Consider the following 23,870-nt stretch of genomic DNA (forward strand, 5'->3'; position numbering starts at 1 on the left):
ATCTGTGGATTATGTGGGTAATAATCCACCAAAACGAGTAATACCAAGCATTCATTAAGTATTATAAAATTGTGGATAACGGTAGGTGTAATCATGACAAGACAAGCAAAAGTTGAACGTAAAACAAATGAAACAGATATAAAACTAGATTTTACAGTAGATGGGGAAGGAACCTCAAAGCTAGATACGGGAGTTCCATTTATGTCACACATGCTCGACCTTTTCACAAAGCACGGGCATTTTAACCTGACAGTTGATGCAAAGGGTGATACTGAAATTGATGATCACCACACAACAGAGGACATTGGAATTTGTTTAGGACAGGCATTACGCGAAGCGCTAGGTGATAAAAAAGGAATCAAGCGCTACGGAAATGCATTTGTGCCAATGGATGAAGCACTTGCCCAGGTTGTTATTGATCTTGGAAACCGTCCACACTTTGAATTAAAGGCGGAATTTCCAAGCTCCCGTGTTGGTACGTTTGACACGGAACTCGTACATGAGTTTTTATGGAAGCTTGCATTAGAAGCAAGAATCAATCTCCATGTTATTGTTCACTATGGTCACAATACACATCACATGATTGAGGCGATTTTTAAAGCATTAGGTCGTGCATTAGATGAAGCAACTATAGTTGACCCACGAGTTAAGGGGGTCCCATCAACGAAAGGGATGTTGTAGATGATCGGCATAATTGATTACGGCATGGGGAATTTATACAGCGTTTCTAAGGCGCTTGAACGGATGAACCACGAATACTTCATTTCAAGTTCACCTGAAGAGCTCAGCAAAGCTGACGGCTTGATTTTACCAGGTGTGGGTTCCTTCAAGGATGCGATGGGAATTTTACATGAAAAAGGATTAGTGGCCTTTATAAAAGAATCCGTGGCAAAAGGAACACCAATTCTAGGAATTTGTTTAGGGATGCAGCTATTATTTGAAGAAAGCGAAGAAAATGGACTCACCCAGGGTCTTGGCTTTTTAACAGGAAGAATTACAAAATTTCCTGGAGTAACAACAAGTGGAGAATCCTACAAGGTGCCACATATGGGCTGGAATGACCTTAACCTGATCAATCCTTCTCCGCTTTTACAGAATATCGAGGGTGGACATGTCTATTTCGTTCACTCCTATTATGCGAAAACTGATAATGAAAATGTGATCGCAAGTAGTACCTATGATGTGGAGGTTCCAGCTGTTGTCGGGAAAGGAAATGTATTTGGAACCCAGTTTCATCCGGAAAAAAGCAGTGAGTTAGGTTTGAAAATTCTCCAAAACTACGCTGCAATCGTGGAAAAGAAGGTGTCAATATGAGTACATTTACAATTTACCCTGCAATCGATATGCGTGGTGGGAAATGCGTTCGCTTGCTTCAAGGGGATTATAATAAGGAAACCGTGTACGGTGATTCTCCTTTTGATATGGCAAAAGCTTTTGCTGATGCTGGCGCAGAGTGGATTCATATGGTGGACTTAGATGGAGCAAAAGTCGGAAAGCGCGTGAATGATCAATATGTGCTTGAGGTTGCAAATAAACTTGACGCAAAGGTTCAAATCGGGGGTGGCATTCGAACAGAAGAGGATGTGGCCTATTATATTGAAAATGGCGTTGATCGTGTAATTTTAGGAAGTGCTGCCATTTCTAATCCTGATTTTGTAAAGGAAATGCTTAAAAAATACAAAGAAAAAATTGCAATCGGTATTGATGCAAAAGACGGTTATGTTGCAACGGAAGGATGGCTAAACACTTCTTCCGTAAAAGCGACTGATTTAGGTATCGAGCTTGCGAATGCGGGGGCTGAAGTGTTTATTTTTACAGATATCGCAACCGATGGCATGCTCAGTGGACCTAACATCGATGCGGTTGCAACACTTGCTGCTGCAACAGGTAAAAAAGTCATTGCTTCAGGTGGGGTTAGCTCAATCGATGACCTTAAAGCACTTAGTAAGCTTGTGGAGCAAGGTGTTTCTGGAGCAATTGTCGGAAAAGCGATTTACACCAACCAATTTACTGTCCAAGAGGCGTTAGAAGAGGTGAAAGGTTCATGATAACGAAACGAATCATTCCATGCCTAGATGTAAAGGACGGCCGAGTCGTAAAAGGAATTCAATTTGTTGGGCTTCGAGATGCAGGTGATCCTGTTGAACTCGCGAAGTTTTACGATTCCGAAGGTGCAGATGAATTGGTATTTTTAGATATTTCAGCTTCTCATGAGGGTCGAAAAACGATGGTTGAGGTTGTTGAAAAAGTTGCTGCAGAGCTTGCAATTCCTTTTACAGTAGGAGGAGGAATCAATTCCTTAGAGGATATGAAAAAAATCCTTCGTGCTGGCGCTGACAAGGTTTCACTGAATACGGCAGCTGTAACAAATCCAGACCTCATTAAAGAAGGAGCAGATTTCTTCGGCTCTCAATGTATTGTTGTGGCGATCGATGCAAAATATGATGAGGGACTTGGCAGCTGGCGAGTATATACACATGGTGGTCGTAATGCAACCGAATGGGAGGTTGTTGCGTGGGCACAGGAAGTGGTACAGCGTGGTGCAGGAGAGATCTTGTTAACGAGCATGGACGATGATGGAAGCAAGGATGGCTTCAATCTAGAATTAACTAGACGAGTCAGTGAAGCTGTTTCCGTTCCTGTCATCGCTTCAGGGGGTGCTGGAAATGCTGGGCATTTTGTGGAAGCCTTCACTGAAGGTAAGGCAGACGCAGCACTTGCAGCGAGTATTTTTCACTACAAAGAAACATCTGTAAAAGAGGTTAAACAAGTTTTAAAAGAGAAAGGGGTCAATGTCCGATGAACACACCAGACATTAAATTCGATGAAAAGGGACTTGCTCCTGCCATTGTTCAGGATGCTGTGAGCAAAGAGGTTTTAACACTTGCATATATGAATGAAGAATCACTACGCAAATCCATTGAAACACGTGAAACGTGGTTTTATAGCCGCTCTCGTCAAGAGCTTTGGCACAAAGGTGAAACGTCCGGAAACACCCAAAAGATTGTCGATATAAAATACGATTGTGACAAGGATGCTATTCTAGTTTTAGTTGAACCAGCAGGACCTGCATGCCACACTGGTAACTATACATGCTTTAATGACTCTTTACTGGGAGAAGCAAAAGAAGTGACTTCTGACCGCTTTGCCATCCTTAATGAGCTTGAAAAAGTAATAGCTGAGCGCGAAGCAGAAATGCCAGAGGGAGCGTATACGACATACCTATTTGATAAAGGGGTTGATAAGATCCTGAAAAAAGTAGGAGAAGAAGCTTCCGAGGTGATCATTGCAGCCAAGAATCGCAGCCACGAAGAATTAAAATGGGAAGCGGCAGATCTCATTTATCACTTGCTTGTCTTACTTCGTGAACAAAAGCTCCCACTTGATGACGTATTGTCTGTTTTACAAAAAAGAAGATGATGAATTTATAGGGTACTTATCCACAGCAAGTACCCTTTTTCAACCCTTTATTTTACTAGAATGCGAATCACTTATCCCCGTTATCCTCAATATCCACAATCCGACCAGAGTTTTAGTGTATATCTTACCTCAATCCAGTAAATACGTCAGATTATTCACATAAAGGGAAGGAACTGTCCACATTATTCACATTGTCCACAAAATACCATGGCAAAGTTTTCGTTTTTAGCCAAGCACCTCTATGTTCCAATTGCCTTTATATGTTATACTACCTTGGGAAATAATTTTATTCGGATTTATTTTTTGGAGGACCCTGATGGAAAAACAAAACGTAAAAGAAAGACAACATGCATCAAAGATTATTCCGTTTATCCAGACGGGAGAATATTATTTTAAAAAAGGACTAAAGGCGTATCGCCAGCATGATATATATAAATCGATTAAACATTTTAAGCGAGCGATTGAGCTTGAGCCGAATGAGCCGATGTTTTTATGCCAACTATCGGTTGCACTGACTGAAATCGGCGACTATGTCGTATCAAATCAATATCTTACTAAAATAATAGATGAGCCAAAATTCGATATGCCTGAGTGTTTTTATTTTATGGCTAACAATTATGCACATTTAGGCTTGTTCCAAGAGGCTGCAAAACATGCAGATTGGTATTTAGAGCGTGAACCTGATGGGGATTTTGCTGAAGACGCCGAGGATTTGCTTGACCTATTACGTCTTGAGGAAGGCGACGATGAGGTTTCCGCAAACCATCAGGATGAACTCATTGTGAAACAGGAACATGCACGTGAATTCCTTGAAACAGGGAAATTGGACGAAGCGGTGACCCTTTTAAAGGAAATTATTCGTGAGTACCCTGAATTTTGGTCAGCTTATAATAATTTGGCGCTTGCCTATTTTTATTCAGGAGATGTGGAAAATGCATCCGAGATCCTAGATGAGGTATTGAGTAAGAACCCTGGAAATCTGCACGCACTCTGCAATTCTCTTGTCTTTTTATATTATCAACGTAAAAATCAACAGGTAAAAGAGTTAACGAGACGATTATCATTTATTCATCCGATTTTGTTTGAACACCGATATAAACTAGGTGCAACCTTTGGGTTAATCGGAAGACATGATCTTGCTTATCAATGGTTACGTAATTTGCAGCGTAGCGGTTTTGAAGGGGATGAAACCTTTTATTATTGGCTTTCCTATTCAGCCTATTTCACAGAGCATTTTGATGTTGCCAAAAACGCGTGGAAGCGAGTGCTCGAAGAAAATCCAAGTAAAAAGGGTTCAGCACCTTGGGAATCTGACTCTACAAAGCCAATAAGTGATGTGCTTGATCGTTGGTTGACCGGTGATTTTATTGAGGAACGCTTATATGGTTTATTTTTAGCAAGCAAAACAAATTCGTCCTTGGCACGTAAGGATTTAAAGCATATTCAGTTTCATGCGACACTTGAACAAGAATTTGCAAATTATGTTTTAGCTAAAAAGAAAAAAACGGAAAAAATACCATCTTACATTGTTGATGGATACAATATTGCGGACACTTTATTTACAAAAAATAAACATGATGATACAGCAAATGAAGAACTGTATTTAACTTGGTTAATGATCTACGATGAGGCGGTTAAGCGTCAGTTCAATGTTTCAAACTGGCAGGCTTGGGCTGCTGCAACAGAATACATTTGGCGTAATCATGTGTCACGAACAATTACACAAAAACAGGTTGCGGATAAGTATAAGATTTCGAAGGCAACCGTCATGAAATATGTAAAATTTGTAAAAGAACTCCTACAATGAGCATATTAATAGCGGATTTTGTCAGGATTTTATAGGATAGGAATAGGAGATACTAAACGATATACTAAATTTTACTCACAGAAGTTAGGAGAGACGTAAAAATGACGGAAGAAAAAATTTATGATGTCATTATTATCGGTGCCGGACCAGCAGGCATGACTGCTGCCGTTTATACATCTCGTGCAAACCTATCAACATTAATGCTTGAGCGTGGGATTCCGGGTGGTCAAATGGCAAACACAGAGGAAGTTGAAAACTACCCAGGCTTTGACCATATTTTAGGTCCTGAGCTATCCACAAAAATGTTTGAGCACGCGAAAAAATTCGGTGCAGAATATGCGTATGGGGATATTAAAGAAGTCATCGATGGTGAAGAATATAAAACTGTAATTGCAGGAAGTAAAGAATATAAAACTCGTGCAGTGATCATTTCAACTGGTGCGGAGTATAAGAAAATTGGAGTACCAGGTGAGAAAGAACTTGGTGGGCGTGGCGTTTCTTATTGTGCAGTATGTGATGGTGCATTCTTTAAAAACAGAGAACTTGTTGTAGTAGGAGGCGGAGATTCTGCAGTAGAAGAAGGCGTGTACTTAACTCGTTTCGCTTCTAAGGTAACAATCATTCACCGCCGTGATGAGCTACGTGCCCAAAAGATCCTTCAACAACGTGCATTTGATAACCCAAAAGTGGAGTTTATCTGGAATCATACAGTTAAAGAAATTCACGAAAAAGATGGCAAGGTTGGTAGCTTAACTCTTGTTAATACACAAACAGGTGAGGAAACGGAGTTTGGCGCCGATGGCGTATTCGTATACGTTGGAATGCTACCACTTTCAAAACCTTTTGAAGGCTTAGGCATTACAAACGAAAATGGCTATATTGAAACAAACGAAAATATGGAAACAAAAGTGCCAGGCATTTTCGCAGCAGGTGACATCCGTGAAAAACAACTTCGCCAAATCGTAACCGCAACAGGCGACGGAAGCATCGCTGCCCAAGCAGCACAGCATTATGTTGAAGAATTAATGGAAAAAATAAAAGCATAATATACAGAAAAAGCGTCATCCCTGAGGATGGCGCTTTTTTGTGTTTATGGCCAATTTTGGCACGGTATTTGCATATTTAATTAACGATGATTTTAGTCTTTTAAAGGAGGAGAGTACAACAAACGTAAATAAATGATTACGTGCCATTTTTCGAGGGGGGATTGCGGCTTGTACGCAGATATCATTATTAAGGGGAATGCAATTTTTACCGGGAATGAGTCTAATCCAATAAATGGAGCAGTCGTCATCAAAAACGATAGAATCCTGTGTGTGGGGGAGATTGAAAACGTAAACGATTATATAGGTCCACAGACAAAGATTATTCACGCAGAGGATAAGCTTGTTTTACCTGGTTTTCATGACTTTCATCTTCACCTTGTATTAGGGAGTATGTTTAGCGAGTTCACCACACTTACAGAATGCACGTCAGAATTAGAGGCTGTTCAAAAAATTTATCAATATGCAGAGAAGAATCCCAATGAACCTTGGGTGTTAGGATTTGGCTGGCATCATGTACGTTGGCCAGGGAAAAAAACACCAACTCGCCATTCGCTTGATCAACTTATCCCAAATCGTCCAGTATTCCTGTTAAATGAGGAAGCACATAGTGCTTGGGTAAACTCAGAAGCTCTTACCGTTTTAAATATAACAAAAGATACTCAAGATCCTCCATTTGGTTTAATTGAAAGAGATCAAAACGGAGAACCCACTGGTTTTTTGTATGAAACAGCTGTAAAGCTGGTTGCAGAAAAAGCCTATCAATTCTCAGAGGAAAAACAGCGAAAATTAATGGATGCTTTTTTGAAAAAGGCCGCTTCCCATGGAATTACATCGGTAAGTGATATGCTTCCATTGCCTGGCTTTGAACTGGGGTCTCCATCCTTTTATGCGAACTATGAAAGAGAAGGTAAATTAACAACAAGAATACACTTCTTATCCGCTCTCGATGGGGATTTATCAAAAGCGAAATCCTACCGTGAACTTTACAAATCTGATAAATTACAGTTTTCCGGATTAAAACAATTTATTGACGGCGTTCCAAATACGTATACGGGTTATTTAATTGAGCCGTATTCAGACCGACCTGAAACAAAAGGTGGCATTTTGTTTGAAGAAGAAACCTATATGAGTTGGATTAAGGAAGCTGACAAGGAAGGCTTTCGTATCCGACTACATGCCTGTGGCGATGGCGCAGTTAGGTTTGGACTTGACTGCTATGAAGCTGCACAAAAGCAAAATGGAAAGCGAGATTCTAGACATACGATTGAGCACATTGAGGTTATTCACCCGGACGATATAAACCGTTTTGAGGAACTTCAGGTCATTGCCTCGATACAACCTGAGCATATGAGTGCAGAATCAATGGAGGGACATACATATCTTGAACGATTGGGTCCAGAACGATCTCGATATACTTGGCCAATTGGATCCCTAAAAAGGAGTGGTGCATCCATTGCTTTTAGTAGTGACTATCCGGTCGTTGATATGAATCCGATGATTGAAATCTACCGCGCTGTAACAAGAAGAAATGCAGATGGAACGCCAGAAGAGGGGTGGAATCCACAAGAAAAAGTATCCCTTGCAGAGGCACTAAAGTTTTACACGAAGGCTCCTGCCTATGGAAATTTCCGCGAGAATGATTTAGGTACGGTTGAGGCTGGAAAAAAGGCTGATGTAATCATCTTAGATCGAAATCTTTTTTCGGTAGATGTGAAAGAGATTCTAGAAGCAAAGGTTGAAATGACAATAATGGATGGAAATATCGTGTATTCGCGAGGACAAACAAAAAGGCTGGAAGGGGCCATGTAAATGTATAAGAAAACGAGAATCATCGCCATTTCTTTTATATTAATAGCTTTAACATTTTTATCTGCTTGCGGCGGAAAGGAAACAGGAGGAACTAAGCAATCGAATGAAAAGGTATTAAATTTATTCAACTGGGCGGAATATTTACCACAAGAAGTGATCCAACAATTTGAAGAGGAAACAGGAATAAAAGTAAATTACGATGCGTACTCAAGCAACGAGGAAATGATGGCGAAATTACAAGCGGGAAATACACAGTATGACATTGCTGTTGCTACAACATTTTTCGTTGATATCCTACTGAAACAAGATTTAATCCAGAAAATAAATAAAGAAAATATCCCGAATGTTAAAAACCTAGATTCAACGTTTACGACTGCCGAATTTGATAAAGAGGGTGACTATTTCATTCCTTATCTCTGGGGTTCGGGGGTTTTATTTCAAAATACGGAACTCGTAGATTTTGAAATAAAAGGCTATGAGGATCTATTCAGGCCAGAGCTTAAGGATAAAGTCGTTTTACCAGATGACCAACGAGGTGTAATTGGGCTTGCTCTGCAAATGCTAGGATATTCAATGAATACGACTGACGAAAAAGAGTTAGAAGAAGCAAAAGAAAAGCTTTTAGAGCTTCGTCCAAATATTAGGGCATTTAACACGGAGCCAAAAACAATGATGATTTCTGGGGATGTTGCAGCAGGAATGGCATGGACAGCTGAAGTATTTAATGCACAAAAAGAAAATCCAGCTATTGTTCCAATTATTCCTGAAGAAGGCTTAATGGTTTTCCATGACAATTTTGTTATTCCAAAAGACGCACCGCATCTTGAAAATGCAGAAAAATTTATAGACTTCTTGCTACAACCTGAAATCAGTAAACTAATTTCTACAACATATCCGTACGGGAACCCTAATGTGGAAGCTTATAAATTGCTTCCAGAGGATTTAAAGAATAATAAAGTTGTGTATCCAGATCTTGATCAAGTTACAAATGTACAACAAGCGCTTGATATTGGAGAAGCAACACAATTATATGATCGGATTTACAGTGAGTTAAAGGCAGGAAATTAGTGGATAAATGGTAGATTCCGTCTTGGGATCTACCATTTTTTCATAAATCCTTCAATCGCTAGCAAATTGGCATGTTTTTTGCATTTAATTTCTAAAAAGGGTTCTAACAAGGGGGAAGATAATGGCATGTCAGTAAACATGGTCGAACTACAAAATATTAACAAACAATTCGGGGAAACGAAGGTTGTCCAAAATGTGTCATTGAATGTAAAAGAGGGGGAGTTTTTAACATTACTAGGACCAAGTGGATGTGGGAAAACAACGACTCTCCGTATGATTGCCGGCTTCGAACAACCTACCTCAGGCAGCATTCTTTTAGATGGTAAGCATGTGGAAGGAATACCTGCCAATAGACGAAATGTGAATACAGTCTTTCAAAGCTATGCCCTTTTTCCACATATGAATATTTTTGATAATGTGGCATTCGGACTGAAAATGAAGGGCGTTGATAGAGGAATTATTAAGGAAAAGGTCATGAAAATGTTAGAACTTGTTCGATTACAAGGCTACGAAAAAAGAACTCCGGGACAGCTAAGTGGCGGTCAAAAGCAACGGATTGCGATTGCACGAGCTTTAATTAACAATCCAAAGGTGATTTTATTAGATGAACCCCTGGGAGCCTTAGATTTAAAGCTTCGTAAACAAATGCAGGTTGAATTGAAGCATCTTCAACAACAGCTTAAAATCACATTTATTTATGTTACTCATGATCAGGAAGAGGCACTTACGATGTCGGACCGGATTGCCGTTATGAATAATGGATTCATTGAACAGCTAGGGTCTCCGATTGAAATCTATGAAAAACCACAAACCAAGTTTGTTGCCGATTTTATCGGTGAAACGAATCTATTTGAAGGGAACATTTCAAGGTTGGATAACCGCTCTGCGTATTTAGATTTCGGTGGTAAAGAAATTGAAGTAAAGAACGAAGGACTACGGGTTGGAGAAAAAGTATTTGTTACCATTCGTCCAGAACGTATTAAAATCGTTGAGGACCAATCTCCTAAAACGAATTCTGTAACATTAAAGGGAAGATTTAAGGAACTAATCTATGTGGGATCTGTTTCAAAAATGGTAGTTTTACTTGAAAATGGGAAGGAAGTTGTTGTGAATGAACAAGCAGCAGGCTCCCAACCAATCGACTACATCAATAAGGATATTTATTTAACGTGGGGAGTCGACCATGGGGTTGTGATGAAGGAATAGTTCAGGCTGTCGACAGATAATGAGCTGACGAATGAGGTAAACAATGATTTCAGCGGATGGTACGAGATCCTCGAAAATGCATGCATTTTCTTCGTGCGGTGTAGCCTCAAGGAAGCAAACTCAACGTCCTGCGGGAATAGCGAGCCAAGCGAGACCCCGCAGTGAAGCGAGGAGGCTTGCGGATCGCCCGCGGAAAGCGAGTGCCAGGAGCGGAAATCACATTATGTTTTTAAAAGCAACAATCTTTTAGAAATGAGCCTTTCGTTTTTTTTAGACGATCTTGATACCAAATGTTAGACAAGATGTGAAAAGAAATTACCTTCTCACTGGAAGGAGAATAATTACTAATTCCCTTCGTAGAATGATATTAAAAAACAACAAAGTTAACGAAAACAGCCAAACGAAAAGAGCTTGGATCGGTACTGCACCCCAGAAGTTAGAGTTAAAAATCTAACTTCTGGGGTGTTTTTTTATGGCAAAGTATGGTGGGAAATTTAAATTAAATATTACTACAATAATGAACGTATTAAAGTAAAACTGGCTGGTTTAAGTCCAATACAATTCCGAACTCAAACCAGCCAATTAGCAGCATAATAAAAACTCTAACTTTGTGGGGTCACCATCATCATTCCAAGCTCTTTTCAATTTCTATCCATTTTTCCTCATCAACAACCGTTCGCCAATAATAACGGCACCCAGTGTAACGAGAAGCATTAATGTTGATAATGCGTTAATTTCCGGGGTTACCCCATACCGAACCATTGAGAATATTTGTAATGGAAGTGTTGTACTTCCTGGACCAGCTACAAAGAAGCTCACGATTACATCATCAAGAGAGATGGTAAATGAAAGCAATGCACTTGCTACAATCGCGGGTCCTATAATTGGTAAGGTAATAAGTCGGAAGGTTTGCCATTCACTAGCACCTAAATCCATGGCTGCCTCTTCCACAGAACGATCAAATCCTTTCAAACGAGCCCTTACAACGACAACAACATATGGAATACAAAATGTAATGTGAGAAATGATAAGTGTCCAAATACCTAAAGGCATTTTTACCATTGAGAAGAAGGCTAGTAATGAAATCCCCATTACAATCTCTGACATGACAAGGGGAATATAAAGCATTCCATCAAGCATCGATTTTCCCTTGAAATGATATTTGTACATCCCAACTGATACGAGGGTTCCTAAAATCGTTGATGCAATCGTAGAGACAATTGCCACGATAATCGTAATTTTAGCTGCCTCTAAAACTTCAGTATTTGACCAAAGCTTTGCATACCATTCAAATGTAAATCCTGTCCACACAGCGTTAAGTTTTGATTTATTAAATGAAAACAGGATTAAAATTAGTATTGGTAAATACAAAAAAGAATAAATAAGAGCGCCATATATGACAGACGACCATTTTGTAAACCTTGAATTCACCTTACATCACCCCCAAGTCATCTTTGTTTCCTTTAGAAATACGTAGATAAACGAAGATTAAGATCATGGTTAAAATGACTAAAATAACCGATGATGCCGCTCCAAATGGCCAATCCCTTGCAGTAAGGAACTGATTTTTAATTAGATTTCCTATCATCATTGTCTTTGCTCCGCCCATAAGGTCAGGAATGAAAAACAGTCCCAAGGTTGGAATAAATACAAGTAAGGAGCCAGCGACGATACCGGGCATCGTTAGAGGTAGTGTAATTTTCATAAAGGTTTGCCAGCCTTTTGCTCCTAGATCACTAGCAGCCTCCAAATAGGATTTATCAAGCTTTTCGATTGAAGCATATAACGGAAGTACCATAAATGGAAATAGAGTATACACAAGCCCTACTAATATGGCGCCATTATTATAAAGCAATGCAAGTGGTTCTGATATAATTCCAATACTCATTAGAAGATGATTGATTACTCCTTCGGTGCGAAGCAAAATAATCCAAGCATATGTACGGATAAGTGAATTCGTCCAAAAAGGAATGATAACCAGAAACAATAAGAATGTTCGATACTTTGGGGAAGAACGAGCAATTATATACGCAAAAGGATATCCAAATATAATGCAAATAACGGTGGTGACTGTTGCCATCAAAATAGACATGAGCAATATATTCAAATATAAAGAATCAAAGAATCGGGCGTAGTTCTGCCATGTAAAAATATATTCAATTCCACCATACGTACCCCTAGTCATAAAACTTACAACAAGAATCAGGACAATCGGGATAAATAGAAATGCAATCATCCAGAATGTGACTGGGGATAACATCCATATTGGACCGGCACTCTTTATCCTCCTCTTTTTCGGTCGTTTATCGAGCAACGTAACCGGTTGATTTGTAGAAAGCTCCTCTTTATTCATCTTTGACCCCTCCTGCATTAAAACGATTACCTTTTATATATGCAAGATTCATTCCAATCTTAGGTTTTCCTACTCTTTTTTTATTTCAAAACTTTTAAAGAGGGTAGTTATGCACATGTGAATAACTTATTCATTTTTGCATAGTGCTTATCCACTGTAAAATTAGATTTCCACATTTAACTTCTGTGAAAATTCTAACTTGGTACGTTACTTGCATAAATCTATTTTAGATACAAACGGAAAATGTAGGAGAGTGGACTTTTTGAAACAACTTTCAATGTGGGAGGCAACTTCAAATACGAAAAAACAACGTTCATCTTTATCCGGAAACGAAGAGTGTGATGTAGTCATTATTGGAGGAGGCTTTACGGGGTTATCAACGGCTTATCATTTGCAAAAGAAAAACGTCAAAACAATTGTACTTGAAAAAAGCTATCTCGGAAGCGGCGCAAGTGGTCGAAATGGCGGTCAAATTTTAACAGGCTTTATTGACTCGATGAGCTCACTTGCGAAGAAAAAAAGCTTGGAAACGGCAAAGCAAATGCTCCAAATGTCTCTTGATTCCATTGATTTAATTGAACGGATTAGTAAGGATCATCATATTGCCTGTTCCTTCAAACGTTCAGGCCACATATACGCTGCCTATAAGCTAACGCATATCGACTGGTTAAAGGAGGAGCAAAAGATCCTAGAAAAGGACTTTAACTACAAGGTTCGGGTACTTGATAAGCAGGATTTACAAGCAGAATTAAAAACAGATTTTTATCATGGTGGGTGTATTGATGAAAATAGTGCAACCTATCATCCATTTAATTATGTGCTGGGGTTAGCAGAGACGGTAGAAAAACTCGGAGGCACAATCTTTGAAAATTCAGAGGCGCTTGAAATCATAAAAACGTCAAATGGGAAAGTCACCATTATGACTGAAGATGGGAGGGTGACAGCGGATCATTTAGTCATTGTCACGAACGCCTATTCAGGAAATTTACATAAAACGATTTCTCGAAGCGTCATACCAGTTGAAAGCATTATGATTGCTACCGAACAATTACCGGAAGAGCTAGTTTCTAAGTTAATCCCAAAAGATAGAGCCGTTTTTGATACAAAACACATGCTTTATTACTTCAGAAGAACACCTGACAATCGAATTGCTTTTGGAGGATCGGGTCGGTCATTAAGTGGTGATACAGCTCCACTCTACTTAAAGTTAAAAGAGGGAATGAACAACGTTTTTCCAGAGTTAAAAAAATATAGCGCTGAATTTTGCTGGAGCGGGAAGGTTGGGTTTACAAAGGAAATGCTTCCGTACATTGGTCAGCTAGAGGATGGTACCCATTTTGCTTTCGGATATGCCGGGCATGGCGCGGCAATGTCGACTTTAATGGGGAAACTGCTTGCTGGCAATATCCTTTCCGAAAACAATGGAAAAAATCCATTTGAAAAAAATGATTTACGCCCCATTCCGTTTTATAGTCAGCATGGAAAAGTAGTTGGCCTAATGAAGTACTATTTTAAGGTTAAAGACGCCATCTCATAAGATAAACAGATACCAGCATACAATTATAAAAAAGGTATTTTGGCTAAAAAGGGATAGATAAAAAGAAAGGAATGTCGACATGATAAAAAAACTCCAGCTGTCAGGTACACCTAGGCAAATTGGTGAAAAACATGGCAGCGAAGGGAAAAGTGAGGTCCATCAAAGTCTTGAAACCTATGAATCTCTCTTTTATGGATATAGCAAAATCAGTTGGAATCAGGCTATTCAAGTAGCATTGGAACATTTACCAGCGATAAATGCTTATAATGAAGACTTTATTGAGGAAATGGAAGGTGTGGCGAAGGGGGCTGGGGTTAGATTTGAGGATATTTTAGTATTAAACACTCGAAGTGAAATTGCATTAGCAGGAAGAAAAACATTTTCAGATGGTTGTACCGCTATTGCCCTGACTCCACCACTAACTAAGGAAACAATCATTGGTCAAAACTGGGATTGGAAATCCGAACAAACAAATAGCTTACTCTTGCTTGAGATTGAGCAAAAGAATATGCCCGCCATAAAAATGATTACCGAGGGTGGATTAATTGGGAAAATTGGCTTAAATAGTAGCGGAATTGCTGTCTGTTTAAATGCACTACATACAAACAAAAAGTCCAATCAAATCCCGATTCATTTAGGCCTGCGCAGTGTCCTTAATTCCCATACCCTTCATGAAGCAATTTCAAAAATTAAACACACTCAAATGGCTTCTGCAGCTAATTTCCTTATTGCAAGTGAAGATGATAGCGGGCAGGCAATGGCAGCTAATTTTGAGGTTTCCCCATTTGGAATGGATATGATCTCAAACAACGAAGGAATGGTTGTTCACACGAACCATATTTGTTCACCCGAGGTTCAAAAACATCTTACAGATATGAATGAATACAAATTTGAGGATTCCATGATCCGTAAAAATAGAGCAGAGCAACTGATTTTTTCGTGCATAAGAACGGGAACTGAAATGAATGAAAATCGCTTTAAGGAATGGTTTTCTGATACCTTCAACTATCCAAATTCCATTAACCATTATGTGAATACGAGTGCACCTGAGCATCGTCAAATGGAGACGGTCTTCTCTGTCATTATGAATCTATCAAAACGAACCATGCAAGTATGTATTGGTAAACCATCGTTGGATGGGTATATCGAGGTTTAATCAAAAGTAAAAAGGAGTGGAACAATGCTATATATAAACGGAGAATGGAAGGAATCAAAGTCAGGAAAAACTCTTGAGGTAATCAATCCTGCAACATCTGAACGAATTCAGGAGGTTGCTTTCGGAGGAACTGAAGAAACAAAAGAAGCAATAGCTGCTGCTACTGAGGCTTTTCCTATTTGGAAAAAGACAACGGGGAAGGAACGCGGTCAGTATCTTGAAAAAGTTGCGGCTTTATTACGAGAGAAAACAGACGAAATTGCTGTCGTGATGACATCTGAAATGGGTAAGCCCATTCCAGAGGCTATCCGTGAAATCGGCATTGCTATTGACTATGTGGATTGGTATGCCGAAGAGGCAAAACGAATTTATGGTGAAACACTTACTCCTTCCCATCCGGATAAACATTTAATGGTGTTGCGTGAACCTGTAGGTGTCACAGCAGCAATTACACCTTGGAATTTTCCAATTGCGATGATTACTCGTAAGTTAGCTCCAGCATTAGCGGCTGGATGTTCGGTGATCTTAAAACCGGCATCAGCAACCCCACTTACGGCGATAAAGGTTTTTGAATGTTTTCATGAGGCTGAGATACCTAAAGGTGTCGTTAATTTAGTCATTGGTTCCGCTTCTGAAATTGCGGGAGAAATGACAAGCAATCCCGACGTGAAGAAAATTACCTTTACCGGTTCAACGGAGGTTGGGAAAAAGTTAATCCAAGACTCGGCCGCACAACTGAAAAAGGTATCGATGGAATTAGGTGGTCATGCTCCTTTTATCGTATTTGAGGATGCAGATTTGGATTTAGCTGTGGAAGGAATTATGCTAACCAAGTTTAAAAACTGTGGGCAAACATGTATCAGCACAAATCGTATTTATGTTGCAGAAAAAATTGCGGAACAGTTTGGTCAAAAACTTGCTAATCGAGTAAGTACACTTACGATTGGGAATGGGCTAGAGGAAGGCATAGATGTGGGCCCTCTAATTGATAGGAAAGCATTAGAAAAGGTTGAGGAGCATGTGCAGGATGCACTTTCTCATAATGGAAAACTCCTTTGTGGAGGTAAACAGGCTGTTAAGGAGGGATTAAAGGGTAGTTTCTATGAGCCAACAGTAATTGCAGGGGCTAATGAAAATATGAAAATCCTAACCGAAGAAACATTTGGACCAGTCGCTCCAATTATTTCTTTTACGTCTGAGGAAGAGGTAATTGGGAAGGTGAATCATGAGCAATATGGGTTGGCTTCATACTGCTACACAAAGGATTTAAGTCGAGCAATGAGGGTCATGCGGGAACTTGACTATGGAATTGTAGGAATAAACGATCCAACTCCGATTGTGGCACAGGCTCCTTTTGGTGGAATGAAGGAAAGTGGAATCGGTAGGGAAGGTGGTAAATACGGATTAGAAGAATATTTGGAGGAAAAATTTGTTTCCATACAAATATAATTAACCACTAAAGACAACTGGACAGTACTTGTTAAATTTTGGACAAAAATAAAATCTGTATCATTAAGAAAGGGTAGATATTTGTGTCAACCATCGATCTTTCGAAATTTGAGAAGAAGATCATTTTAAGGAATATCAAACATGAGGATATTGATGAAATTATTAGTCTGTCAAAAATTTGTTTCCCCAATATGGAGCATTGGGAACGTGATGAATTAGAAAGTCATCTGTCTATTTTTCCTGAAGGTCAGTTTTGCGTAGAGTTTGACGGGAAGATAATTGGTTCCTGCTCAAGTTTAATTGTTGATTTTGATGAATATGACGATAAGCATACCTTTAATGAAATTAGTGGTAATTCCTATATTCGTAACCATGATCCGGATGGGAAAAATCTATATGGTATTGATGTGATGGTTCATCCAGATTACCGGAGGATGAAAATAGGACGTCGTCTTTATGAGGCACGAAGGAAACTTGCTCAAGCACTTAATTTAGAGAGTATTATCATTGGTGGGAGAATCTCAAACTATCACAAGTATGCAGATAAAATGTCTGCTAGAGAATATGTAGAACAAGTCTTGCAGCAAAACCTATATGACCCTGCACTTACGTTTCAAAAGATGAACGGGTTTGTCTTAAAACGTGTCAATGCCAATTATTTAACTGACAAAGATTCTTTAGGATATGCAACACTTATGGAATGGAATAATCCAGATTATCTACCTAGAAAAACGAGACGCATATATACAAGGGCCCTTCCTGTTCGAATTTCTGTTATTCAATACATGATGAAGAAAATTAAGTCCTTTGAAGAGTTTGAAACGCAATGTGAATACTTTATCGATGCAAGCTCTAATTTTCATTCGGATTTTGCGGTATTCCCAGAAACGTTTACAATGCAACTTTTATCCTTTATAAAAGAACAGGTTCCAAGTAAACAGATTAAAAAGGTTTCAGAGTATACGGAAAAGTATATCAACCTATTCTCGATGCTTGCAGTGAAATACAATATCAATATTGTGGGTGGCTCTCATTTTGTAGAAGAAGGTAATTGTATTTATAATGTTGCCTATTTATTTAGACGCGATGGAACGATTGATAAACAATATAAACTTCATATAACCCCTGATGAACGAAGATGGTGGGGGGTACAGCCTGGAAATGGTGTTCACGTATTTGATACCGATTGTGGAAAGATCTCAATTTTAATCAGCTATGACATTCAATTTCCTGAACTTGCACGGATTGTAGTCGATAAGGGAGCTCAAATTATTTTTACCCCATTTAGCTCAGAAGACCAGCAAGGTTATTTAAGAGTGCGCTATTGTTCTCAAGCGCGAGCTGTTGAAAACCAGGTGTATACTGTGATAGCCGGAACAGTTGGGAACCTGTCTCATGTTCCGCATATGGATGTTCAATATGCACAGTCTGGTATTTTTTCGCCGTCAGATTTTACATTCTCTAGTAATGGAATTGTGGGCGAATGTAATCCAAATATCGAGACAATCGTTGTTGGTGAGGTTGACCTTGAAAGCCTACGTCGAAACCGCAACAATGGTACGGAAACACCACTTAAGGATCGCCGTACTGACTACTATCAAATCATTACAAAACATACGAAGTCCCAGAAAAAGGTAATACCTGTCGATTGAAAAAGAGGATTGGCATATAACTTGCAAGCCTTATTAATAGAAGTTCTTCTATTTTATTAAAAAGGGGAGAGTGTTATATGCCATTCAAAAGGAAATTTGGTTTGTCCGTTTTTGTGATTCTATTTCTTGCTTCCATGTTGCTGACAGCGTGTGGTGGAGATAAAACGGGTGGAACCTCCGACGAAAAGGTTCTAAATGTTTTTAACTGGTCAGAATATTTGCCGACCAGTGTAATTAAGCAATTTGAGGAAGAAACGGGTATAAAGGTAAACTATGACACCTATTCTTCAAATGAGGAAATGCTAGCTAAGCTTCAAGCTGGGAATACTGGCTATGATATTGCGGTTGCCTCGACTTATTTTATTGAGATTATGAGAAACCAAGATATGCTAACAAAATTAAATAAGGAAAACATCCCGAACTTCAAGAATATTGGTGAAAGTTTTCTTGGTACACAGGCAGATCCGGATGATGAATTTTCCGTTCCATATATGTGGGGAAAGGCGGTTATTGCCTATAATGAGGATTTAGTTGATAAAGAGATAAAAGGTTACGCGGATTTGTTTGATCCTGAGTTTAAAGATAATCTGGTTGTTCTAGATGATGTACGAGTACTTATTGGAAATATGCTTGCTTTACTTGGTTACTCGCAAAATAGTACAGACGAAAAAGAACTCGAGGAAGCGAAGGAGAAGCTACTTGAGTTTAAGCCAAATATTAAGGCGTTTGATAGTGATAGTCCAAAGACGCTCCTTGTCAGTGGTGAAGTAAAAGCGGGAATTGTATGGGGAGCAGAAGCTACCCTAGCTGCTAGAGAAAATCCTGCAATCAAGACTGTATTCCCTGAAGAAGGGATGAATCTATGGCAGGACAACTTTGTCATTCCTAAGGATGCTCCGCATAAGGAAAATGCTGAGAAATTCATTGATTTCATTTTACGACCAGAAGTCAGTAAGGAAATCTCTATGGAATACCCATACGGAAACCCAAATGTGGAAGCTCTTAAGCTTTTACCAGATGATATTAGAGAATCGCTTGAGGTTCCTGAGGAGGATCTAGCAAAAGGAGAATACAACATTGATGTAGGTGAGGCTACTCAGCTTTACGATCGAATCTGGTCAGAAATTAAAAATTAATCTTCATTCCCCTATCCATTTTTGGGTAGGGGATTTTTTTCATAGTTTTCAATGTCTAGCGCAAGCAGCCGGCCCCTCTCTGGTCTAGCCAATCCGTCAAGAAGGATAAGAGCATCCTTCTCGCCAGCTTTTCATATGTTTGTCAGACTTGCACAGGACAAGAAAAGCTTCGACAGCATAATCATCGCACGAAGAAAATGCTTTGCATTTTCGAGGAAGTGCTGACATCGACGTTTGCGCCTTTCGTTTTATGCACATGTGAATAACTTATTCAATTTTGCATTCTAGGTTAAAAAAAGTCGTGAAGGCAGAGGAAAAGAGTAACAAGAAACTTGGCACACATTTTGCATAAATACATAGTCGAGAAAAAACCAAGGGGAGGATGGAAATGCAGAAGCTAAAGATGTTTATAAATGGGGAATGGGTTGATGCCCAAAGTAAAAAGACCCGTTCTATTGTAAATCCAGCGAATGGAAATATCATTGCAGAAGCAGCAGAAGGAGATGTTGAGGACGCTCAAATGGCTATTGAGGTAGCACGTCATGCATTTGATTCAGGAATTTGGTCCGATTTATCTGCTGCGGAACGGGCATCCTACCTATTTAAAATTGCAGATAAACTTGAGGAACATGCCGATGAGATAAGTAAACTTGAAACAGAAGATAATGGAAAACCACTTAGAGAAACGGAATTTGACGTAGGCGATGCTGTGGCCTGTTTTCGCTATTATGCCGGGTTAGCGACAAAGCCAGACGGCCAAACCTACCATGTAGCTGATCCCATGCAGGCAATGGTGGTCCGTGAACCGGTTGGTGTATGTGGCTTAATTGTTCCATGGAATTATCCACTTTTAATGGGGGTATGGAAAATTGCACCTGCACTTGCTGCAGGAAATACGATTGTATTTAAACCTTCTGAAGTTACCCCAGTAACTTCCATTAAACTGTTTGAAATCATTCAAGAAGTCGGTATCCCTGCAGGAGTAGCGAATATGGTCATGGGTCCTGGACCAACAGTTGGAAATGAAATTGCCGAAAGCCATAAAGTAGATAAGGTTTCCTTTACAGGTGGAACGGCTACAGGTCGAAGCATTATGAAGGCGGCTACCGGCAATATTAAGAAGATTTCACTAGAATTAGGTGGAAAATCACCGAATATTGTTTTTGCTGATGCTGATTTTGAAACAGCTGTTGATTATGCTTTATTTGGCATTTTCTCCAATGCGGGACAGGTATGTTCGGCTGGATCGCGATTATTACTAGAGGAAAGCATTCATGACAAGTTTATTGAGAGATTAGTAGAAAGAGCAAAAAAAATTCGGGTGGGTCCTGGAGATGATCCAAATACGGAAATGGGTTCACTTGTAAGCCAGCAGCATATGGAAAAGGTATTATCCTATATTGAAATCGGCAAACAGGAAGGAGCAAAGCTTGTTTGTGGTGGTAACAGAATAACAGAGAACGGATTGGATAATGGGTATTTTGTGGAACCGACTATTTTTATAGATACAACACCTGATATGAGACTTGTTCAGGAGGAAATTTTCGGACCGGTTTTAGTTGTTCAAAAATTTAAAGATGAAGCAGAGGCTATCCAATTAGCAAATAACACAGATTATGGCCTTGCAGCGGGGGTATTTACACAGGATGGTGCAAAAGCACTCCGTGTGATTAAAAAAATTCGGGCAGGGATTACATGGATTAACACGTATCACCCAACGTACAATGAAGCGCCTTGGGGTGGTTATAAGCAAAGTGGAATTGGTCGTGGGTTAGGAACCTTTGGATTTGAGGAATTTACAGAAGTAAAGCAAATTAATATTAATTTACAGGTTGAACCATCGGGTTGGTTCGAAAACTAAACGAAGGAGAGAAAAAATGTCTATAAATACAACGAACAAGGATCTTGAAAAAAAGGATTATTCAGGGGTTACCGATTATATCAAAAAGGTATTGTCCATCATTGAGAAGGACCAAATTACCAAGGAAGAAGCGGAATGGGTAACTCGAGAAACGGTTGATGGGTTTAGGGAAAATGTAAACCCTGGATTTTTAGACTACCGTAAAACGGTCACTAAGGATAAACAATTTGCTGCTGTTGAATGGTCTGATTCCGGTTCCTGCTTTCAGGATGTAAATGGCAAGGAATATATTGATTGCTTAGGTGGTTTTGGAATCTATAATGTGGGTCATAGAAATCCGAAGGTAGTTAAAGCGGTAACGGACCAATTAAATCGTCAGGCACTTCATAGCCAGGATTTACTTGATCCACTTCGGGCGATGCTGGCAAAAATTTTAGGGGAGATTACACCGGGTGACTTAAAATACTCTTTCTTTGTTAATAGTGGAACAGAAAGTGTTGAAGCGGCTATTAAGCTAGCAAAAATGCATAGTGACAGAACGACTTTCATTGCCACTACAAGGGCATTCCACGGAAAAAGCCTTGGTTCCCTTTCTGCGACCGCAAAGGGAGTCTTCAGGAAACCATTCCTTCCTATGATACAAGGTTTCCGCCATGTACCATTTGGTGACATTGAAACGATGAGGAGAACATTTGAGTCATGTGCCTTAGTAGGTGAAGATGTAAATGCAGTGATCCTTGAGCCTATTCAAGGAGAAGGCGGGGTCATTCTTCCACCAGAAGGCTATCTACAGCAGGTTCGTGAACTTTGCGATGAATTTGGTGCGCTGCTTATTTTTGATGAGGTCCAAACAGGGATGGGGCGCACGGGTACAATGTTTGCAGCAGAAGGCTATGGTGTCGTTCCTGATATTCTTTGTTTAGCTAAGGCATTCGGTGGAGGCGTAATGCCAGCGGGTGCAGTTGTAGCAAAAGAAGAAGTATTCAAATGCTTATTCCCTAATCCATTCATGCATACAACCACATTCGGTGGAAATCCATTAGCCTGTGCGGCAGCAATTGCTACAATCGATGTTTTGATTGAGGAAAAGCTTCCACAGCGTGCAGCTGAGGTCGGGGAGTATATGCTTGGAAAACTACGTGAAGTAGGAGATGAATTCCCTGAGTTAGTACTAGAAATTCGTGGAAAAGGGTTGTTAATTGGTGTTGAGTTCCATACAGATGAGATTGGCTATGAGGTTTCAAAAGGACTGTTTGATAATGGAGTGCTAGTAGCAGGAACTTTGGTTAATTCTAAAACCTTCCGCATTGAGCCACCACTAACCATCAGCATTGATGAAGTAGACCAAGTCATTGCCACTTTTAAACAGGTATTAGAAACGTTAAATGAAAAATAGTTTGTGCTGCCCTTGGAGAAAAATCCTTGGGCATTTTTTCTTTGAAGAGTATAAAAACCCGATAAGGTCTTTGCGCCTTATCGGGTTTGGTCCTGACATCATCTCAACACCTTCTTCATTAATTCACCATAGCTATCAGGTCTTCGATCCCGATGGAATTGAAGAATATTTCGGGCCTTGGTGATTTCATGTAAATCAATTTCGGACATGACAATTTCATCCCCTTTTGTTTCCGCTTCTTTTATAACAGTGCCCCAGGGATTGCTAATAAAACTGCGCCCGTAGAAATCCATATGCCCTTCCTTGCTATATTCACGCCCCACCCGATTCACAGCAGCTATGAAAATATTATTGTGAATACCATGGGCTCGAATGGCATCCATCCAAGTTTGAGACGTATCGAGTTCAGGATTATCGGGTTCAGAACCTATTGCTGAAGGATAGAAAATAACATCTGCTCCTTTTAAGGCTAGGATACGTGAAGGCTCAGGAAACCATTCGTCCCAACAGATGAGAACACCGATTGTTCCGTATTTTGTTTCAAAAATGGGATAACCAGAATCCCCTTCTGTGAAATAATATTTTTCAATATATTGAGGGCCTTCCGGGATATGATGTTTTCGGTATTTTCCTAGATTGGTTCCATCTGCATCAAAAACAACGACTGTATTAAAATAAAGACCATCCATTACATACTCGTACAAAGAGGTAATCAGGACGATTTCAAGCTCCTTGGCTAGGTCTTGCATTTGATTGCTTACCAGACCTGGAATGGGTTCTGCCCACTCATATTTATTGACATCAATGGTTTGTGGGAAATAAGTGCCTGTAAAAAGTTCTTGTGTACAAATGACCTGAGCCCCCTGCTTTGCAGCTTTTCGGATCATGGCTATTGTTTTTTCTAAATTAGCATGTCGATCATCCGAACAGCTATGCTGTATTAATGCGATATTCATTTTACCTCGCTTCATGTA

Annotated in this window: 21 protein-coding genes; 18 read left to right on the top strand and 3 right to left on the bottom strand. The window is 39.6% G+C overall.

Going from position 1 to position 23,870, the window contains the following annotated elements:
* Nucleotides 1-93 precede the first annotated feature (93 nt).
* From hisB to DZB84_RS16580, 11 genes are all read left to right on the top strand, one after another.
* Nucleotides 94-681: an imidazoleglycerol-phosphate dehydratase HisB gene (hisB, locus tag DZB84_RS16525; protein ID WP_116353376.1), complete on the top strand. Its 588-nt coding sequence runs from the start codon at nt 94-96 to the stop codon at nt 679-681.
* The gene (hisH, locus tag DZB84_RS16530) at nt 682-1,314 is read left to right on the top strand and encodes an imidazole glycerol phosphate synthase subunit HisH (protein ID WP_116353377.1); all 633 of its coding nucleotides are present in this window, start codon (nt 682-684) and stop codon (nt 1,312-1,314) included. It abuts the gene before it with no gap.
* Nucleotides 1,311-2,048: a 1-(5-phosphoribosyl)-5-[(5-phosphoribosylamino)methylideneamino]imidazole-4-carboxamide isomerase gene (gene hisA / locus DZB84_RS16535; RefSeq protein WP_116353378.1), complete on the top strand. Its 738-nt coding sequence runs from the start codon at nt 1,311-1,313 to the stop codon at nt 2,046-2,048. The genes hisH and hisA overlap by 4 nt, the downstream gene beginning before the upstream one ends.
* The gene (hisF, locus tag DZB84_RS16540) at nt 2,045-2,803 is read left to right on the top strand and encodes an imidazole glycerol phosphate synthase subunit HisF (RefSeq protein ID WP_116353379.1); all 759 of its coding nucleotides are present in this window, start codon (nt 2,045-2,047) and stop codon (nt 2,801-2,803) included. Before hisA ends, hisF begins: the two co-directional genes overlap by 4 nt.
* Entirely contained in the window at nt 2,800-3,420 is a 621-nt protein-coding gene (gene hisIE, locus DZB84_RS16545) for a bifunctional phosphoribosyl-AMP cyclohydrolase/phosphoribosyl-ATP diphosphatase HisIE (protein WP_116353380.1), read from the top strand. The genes hisF and hisIE overlap by 4 nt, the downstream gene beginning before the upstream one ends.
* 316 nt (nt 3,421-3,736) lie before the next feature.
* On the top strand, nt 3,737-5,227 hold the full coding sequence (locus tag DZB84_RS16550) for a tetratricopeptide repeat protein (protein ID WP_116353381.1): 1,491 nt from the start codon (nt 3,737-3,739) through the stop codon (nt 5,225-5,227).
* Between the two features lie 101 nt (nt 5,228-5,328).
* Nucleotides 5,329-6,273 (top strand): thioredoxin-disulfide reductase, encoded by a 945-nt coding sequence (gene trxB / locus DZB84_RS16555; protein ID WP_116353382.1) that lies wholly within the window; start codon nt 5,329-5,331, stop codon nt 6,271-6,273.
* A 168-nt stretch (nt 6,274-6,441) separates the two neighbouring features.
* On the top strand, nt 6,442-8,082 hold the full coding sequence (locus DZB84_RS16560; protein ID WP_223254478.1) for an amidohydrolase: 1,641 nt from the start codon (nt 6,442-6,444) through the stop codon (nt 8,080-8,082).
* Nucleotides 8,083-9,150, top strand: a complete 1,068-nt coding sequence (locus DZB84_RS16565; protein ID WP_116353384.1) for an ABC transporter substrate-binding protein — start codon at nt 8,083-8,085, stop codon at nt 9,148-9,150.
* 126 nt (nt 9,151-9,276) lie between these two features.
* Nucleotides 9,277-10,356, top strand: a complete 1,080-nt coding sequence (locus DZB84_RS16570; RefSeq protein WP_116353385.1) for an ABC transporter ATP-binding protein — start codon at nt 9,277-9,279, stop codon at nt 10,354-10,356.
* 498 nt (nt 10,357-10,854) lie between these two features.
* On the top strand, nt 10,855-10,950 hold the full coding sequence (locus DZB84_RS16580; RefSeq protein ID WP_411266273.1) for an IS3 family transposase: 96 nt from the start codon (nt 10,855-10,857) through the stop codon (nt 10,948-10,950).
* Between the two features lie 54 nt (nt 10,951-11,004).
* Here the strand turns inward: DZB84_RS16580 and DZB84_RS16585 are convergent, their stop codons facing one another.
* A complete protein-coding gene (locus DZB84_RS16585; RefSeq protein WP_116353387.1) occupies nt 11,005-11,787 on the bottom strand; it encodes an ABC transporter permease in 783 nt (260 codons plus the stop codon).
* Nucleotide 11,788: 1 nt separating this feature from the next.
* The gene (gene potB / locus DZB84_RS16590) at nt 11,789-12,616 is read right to left on the bottom strand and encodes a spermidine/putrescine ABC transporter permease PotB (RefSeq protein WP_223254488.1); all 828 of its coding nucleotides are present in this window, start codon (nt 12,614-12,616) and stop codon (nt 11,789-11,791) included.
* Between the two features lie 346 nt (nt 12,617-12,962).
* Here potB and DZB84_RS16595 point away from each other — a divergent pair, with 346 nt between their 5' ends.
* The 7 genes from DZB84_RS16595 to DZB84_RS16625 all read left to right on the top strand — a co-directional run bounded on the left by DZB84_RS16595 (nt 12,963) and on the right by DZB84_RS16625 (nt 22,896).
* Nucleotides 12,963-14,246, top strand: a complete 1,284-nt coding sequence (locus tag DZB84_RS16595) for an NAD(P)/FAD-dependent oxidoreductase (RefSeq protein WP_223254479.1) — start codon at nt 12,963-12,965, stop codon at nt 14,244-14,246.
* Nucleotides 14,247-14,325: 79 nt separating this feature from the next.
* On the top strand, nt 14,326-15,402 hold the full coding sequence (locus DZB84_RS16600; RefSeq protein WP_116353390.1) for a C45 family autoproteolytic acyltransferase/hydrolase: 1,077 nt from the start codon (nt 14,326-14,328) through the stop codon (nt 15,400-15,402).
* Nucleotides 15,403-15,426: 24 nt separating this feature from the next.
* Entirely contained in the window at nt 15,427-16,851 is a 1,425-nt protein-coding gene (locus DZB84_RS16605; protein ID WP_116353391.1) for an NAD-dependent succinate-semialdehyde dehydrogenase, read from the top strand.
* Nucleotides 16,852-16,934: 83 nt separating this feature from the next.
* Nucleotides 16,935-18,503: a bifunctional GNAT family N-acetyltransferase/carbon-nitrogen hydrolase family protein gene (locus tag DZB84_RS16610; RefSeq protein ID WP_116353392.1), complete on the top strand. Its 1,569-nt coding sequence runs from the start codon at nt 16,935-16,937 to the stop codon at nt 18,501-18,503.
* Nucleotides 18,504-18,580: 77 nt separating this feature from the next.
* Nucleotides 18,581-19,639 (top strand): ABC transporter substrate-binding protein, encoded by a 1,059-nt coding sequence (locus DZB84_RS16615; protein ID WP_116353393.1) that lies wholly within the window; start codon nt 18,581-18,583, stop codon nt 19,637-19,639.
* Between the two features lie 388 nt (nt 19,640-20,027).
* Nucleotides 20,028-21,500 (top strand): aldehyde dehydrogenase family protein, encoded by a 1,473-nt coding sequence (locus DZB84_RS16620; protein ID WP_116353394.1) that lies wholly within the window; start codon nt 20,028-20,030, stop codon nt 21,498-21,500.
* A 16-nt stretch (nt 21,501-21,516) separates the two neighbouring features.
* On the top strand, nt 21,517-22,896 hold the full coding sequence (locus DZB84_RS16625) for a putrescine aminotransferase (RefSeq protein WP_116353395.1): 1,380 nt from the start codon (nt 21,517-21,519) through the stop codon (nt 22,894-22,896).
* 98 nt (nt 22,897-22,994) lie between these two features.
* Here DZB84_RS16625 and DZB84_RS16630 read toward each other — a convergent pair whose 3' ends face one another.
* Nucleotides 22,995-23,867, bottom strand: a complete 873-nt coding sequence (locus tag DZB84_RS16630; protein WP_116353396.1) for a carbon-nitrogen hydrolase — start codon at nt 23,865-23,867, stop codon at nt 22,995-22,997.
* Between the last annotated feature and the right edge of the window lie 3 nt (nt 23,868-23,870).

Origin of the sequence: Bacillus sp. HNG (genome assembly GCF_003400205.1) — a bacterium.
Lineage (GTDB): Bacteria > Bacillota > Bacilli > Bacillales > Bacillaceae_L > Ferdinandcohnia.

What these genes read in the sequence shown, in the direction of transcription:
- hisB (WP_116353376.1), top strand. Translation starts at nt 94, where the DNA reads ATGACAAGACAAGCAAAAGTTGAACGTAAAACAAATGAAACAGATATA.
- hisH (WP_116353377.1), top strand. Translation starts at nt 682, where the DNA reads ATGATCGGCATAATTGATTACGGCATGGGGAATTTATACAGCGTTTCT.
- hisA (WP_116353378.1), top strand. Translation starts at nt 1,311, where the DNA reads ATGAGTACATTTACAATTTACCCTGCAATCGATATGCGTGGTGGGAAA.
- hisF (WP_116353379.1), top strand. Translation starts at nt 2,045, where the DNA reads ATGATAACGAAACGAATCATTCCATGCCTAGATGTAAAGGACGGCCGA.
- hisIE (WP_116353380.1), top strand. Translation starts at nt 2,800, where the DNA reads ATGAACACACCAGACATTAAATTCGATGAAAAGGGACTTGCTCCTGCC.
- DZB84_RS16550 (WP_116353381.1), top strand. Translation starts at nt 3,737, where the DNA reads ATGGAAAAACAAAACGTAAAAGAAAGACAACATGCATCAAAGATTATT.
- trxB (WP_116353382.1), top strand. Translation starts at nt 5,329, where the DNA reads ATGACGGAAGAAAAAATTTATGATGTCATTATTATCGGTGCCGGACCA.
- DZB84_RS16565 (WP_116353384.1), top strand. Translation starts at nt 8,083, where the DNA reads ATGTATAAGAAAACGAGAATCATCGCCATTTCTTTTATATTAATAGCT.
- DZB84_RS16570 (WP_116353385.1), top strand. Translation starts at nt 9,277, where the DNA reads ATGTCAGTAAACATGGTCGAACTACAAAATATTAACAAACAATTCGGG.
- potB (WP_223254488.1), bottom strand. Translation starts at nt 12,616, where the DNA reads ATGTTATCCCCAGTCACATTCTGGATGATTGCATTTCTATTTATCCCG.
- DZB84_RS16600 (WP_116353390.1), top strand. Translation starts at nt 14,326, where the DNA reads ATGATAAAAAAACTCCAGCTGTCAGGTACACCTAGGCAAATTGGTGAA.
- DZB84_RS16605 (WP_116353391.1), top strand. Translation starts at nt 15,427, where the DNA reads ATGCTATATATAAACGGAGAATGGAAGGAATCAAAGTCAGGAAAAACT.
- DZB84_RS16615 (WP_116353393.1), top strand. Translation starts at nt 18,581, where the DNA reads ATGCCATTCAAAAGGAAATTTGGTTTGTCCGTTTTTGTGATTCTATTT.
- DZB84_RS16620 (WP_116353394.1), top strand. Translation starts at nt 20,028, where the DNA reads ATGCAGAAGCTAAAGATGTTTATAAATGGGGAATGGGTTGATGCCCAA.
- DZB84_RS16625 (WP_116353395.1), top strand. Translation starts at nt 21,517, where the DNA reads ATGTCTATAAATACAACGAACAAGGATCTTGAAAAAAAGGATTATTCA.
- DZB84_RS16630 (WP_116353396.1), bottom strand. Translation starts at nt 23,867, where the DNA reads ATGAAGCGAGGTAAAATGAATATCGCATTAATACAGCATAGCTGTTCG.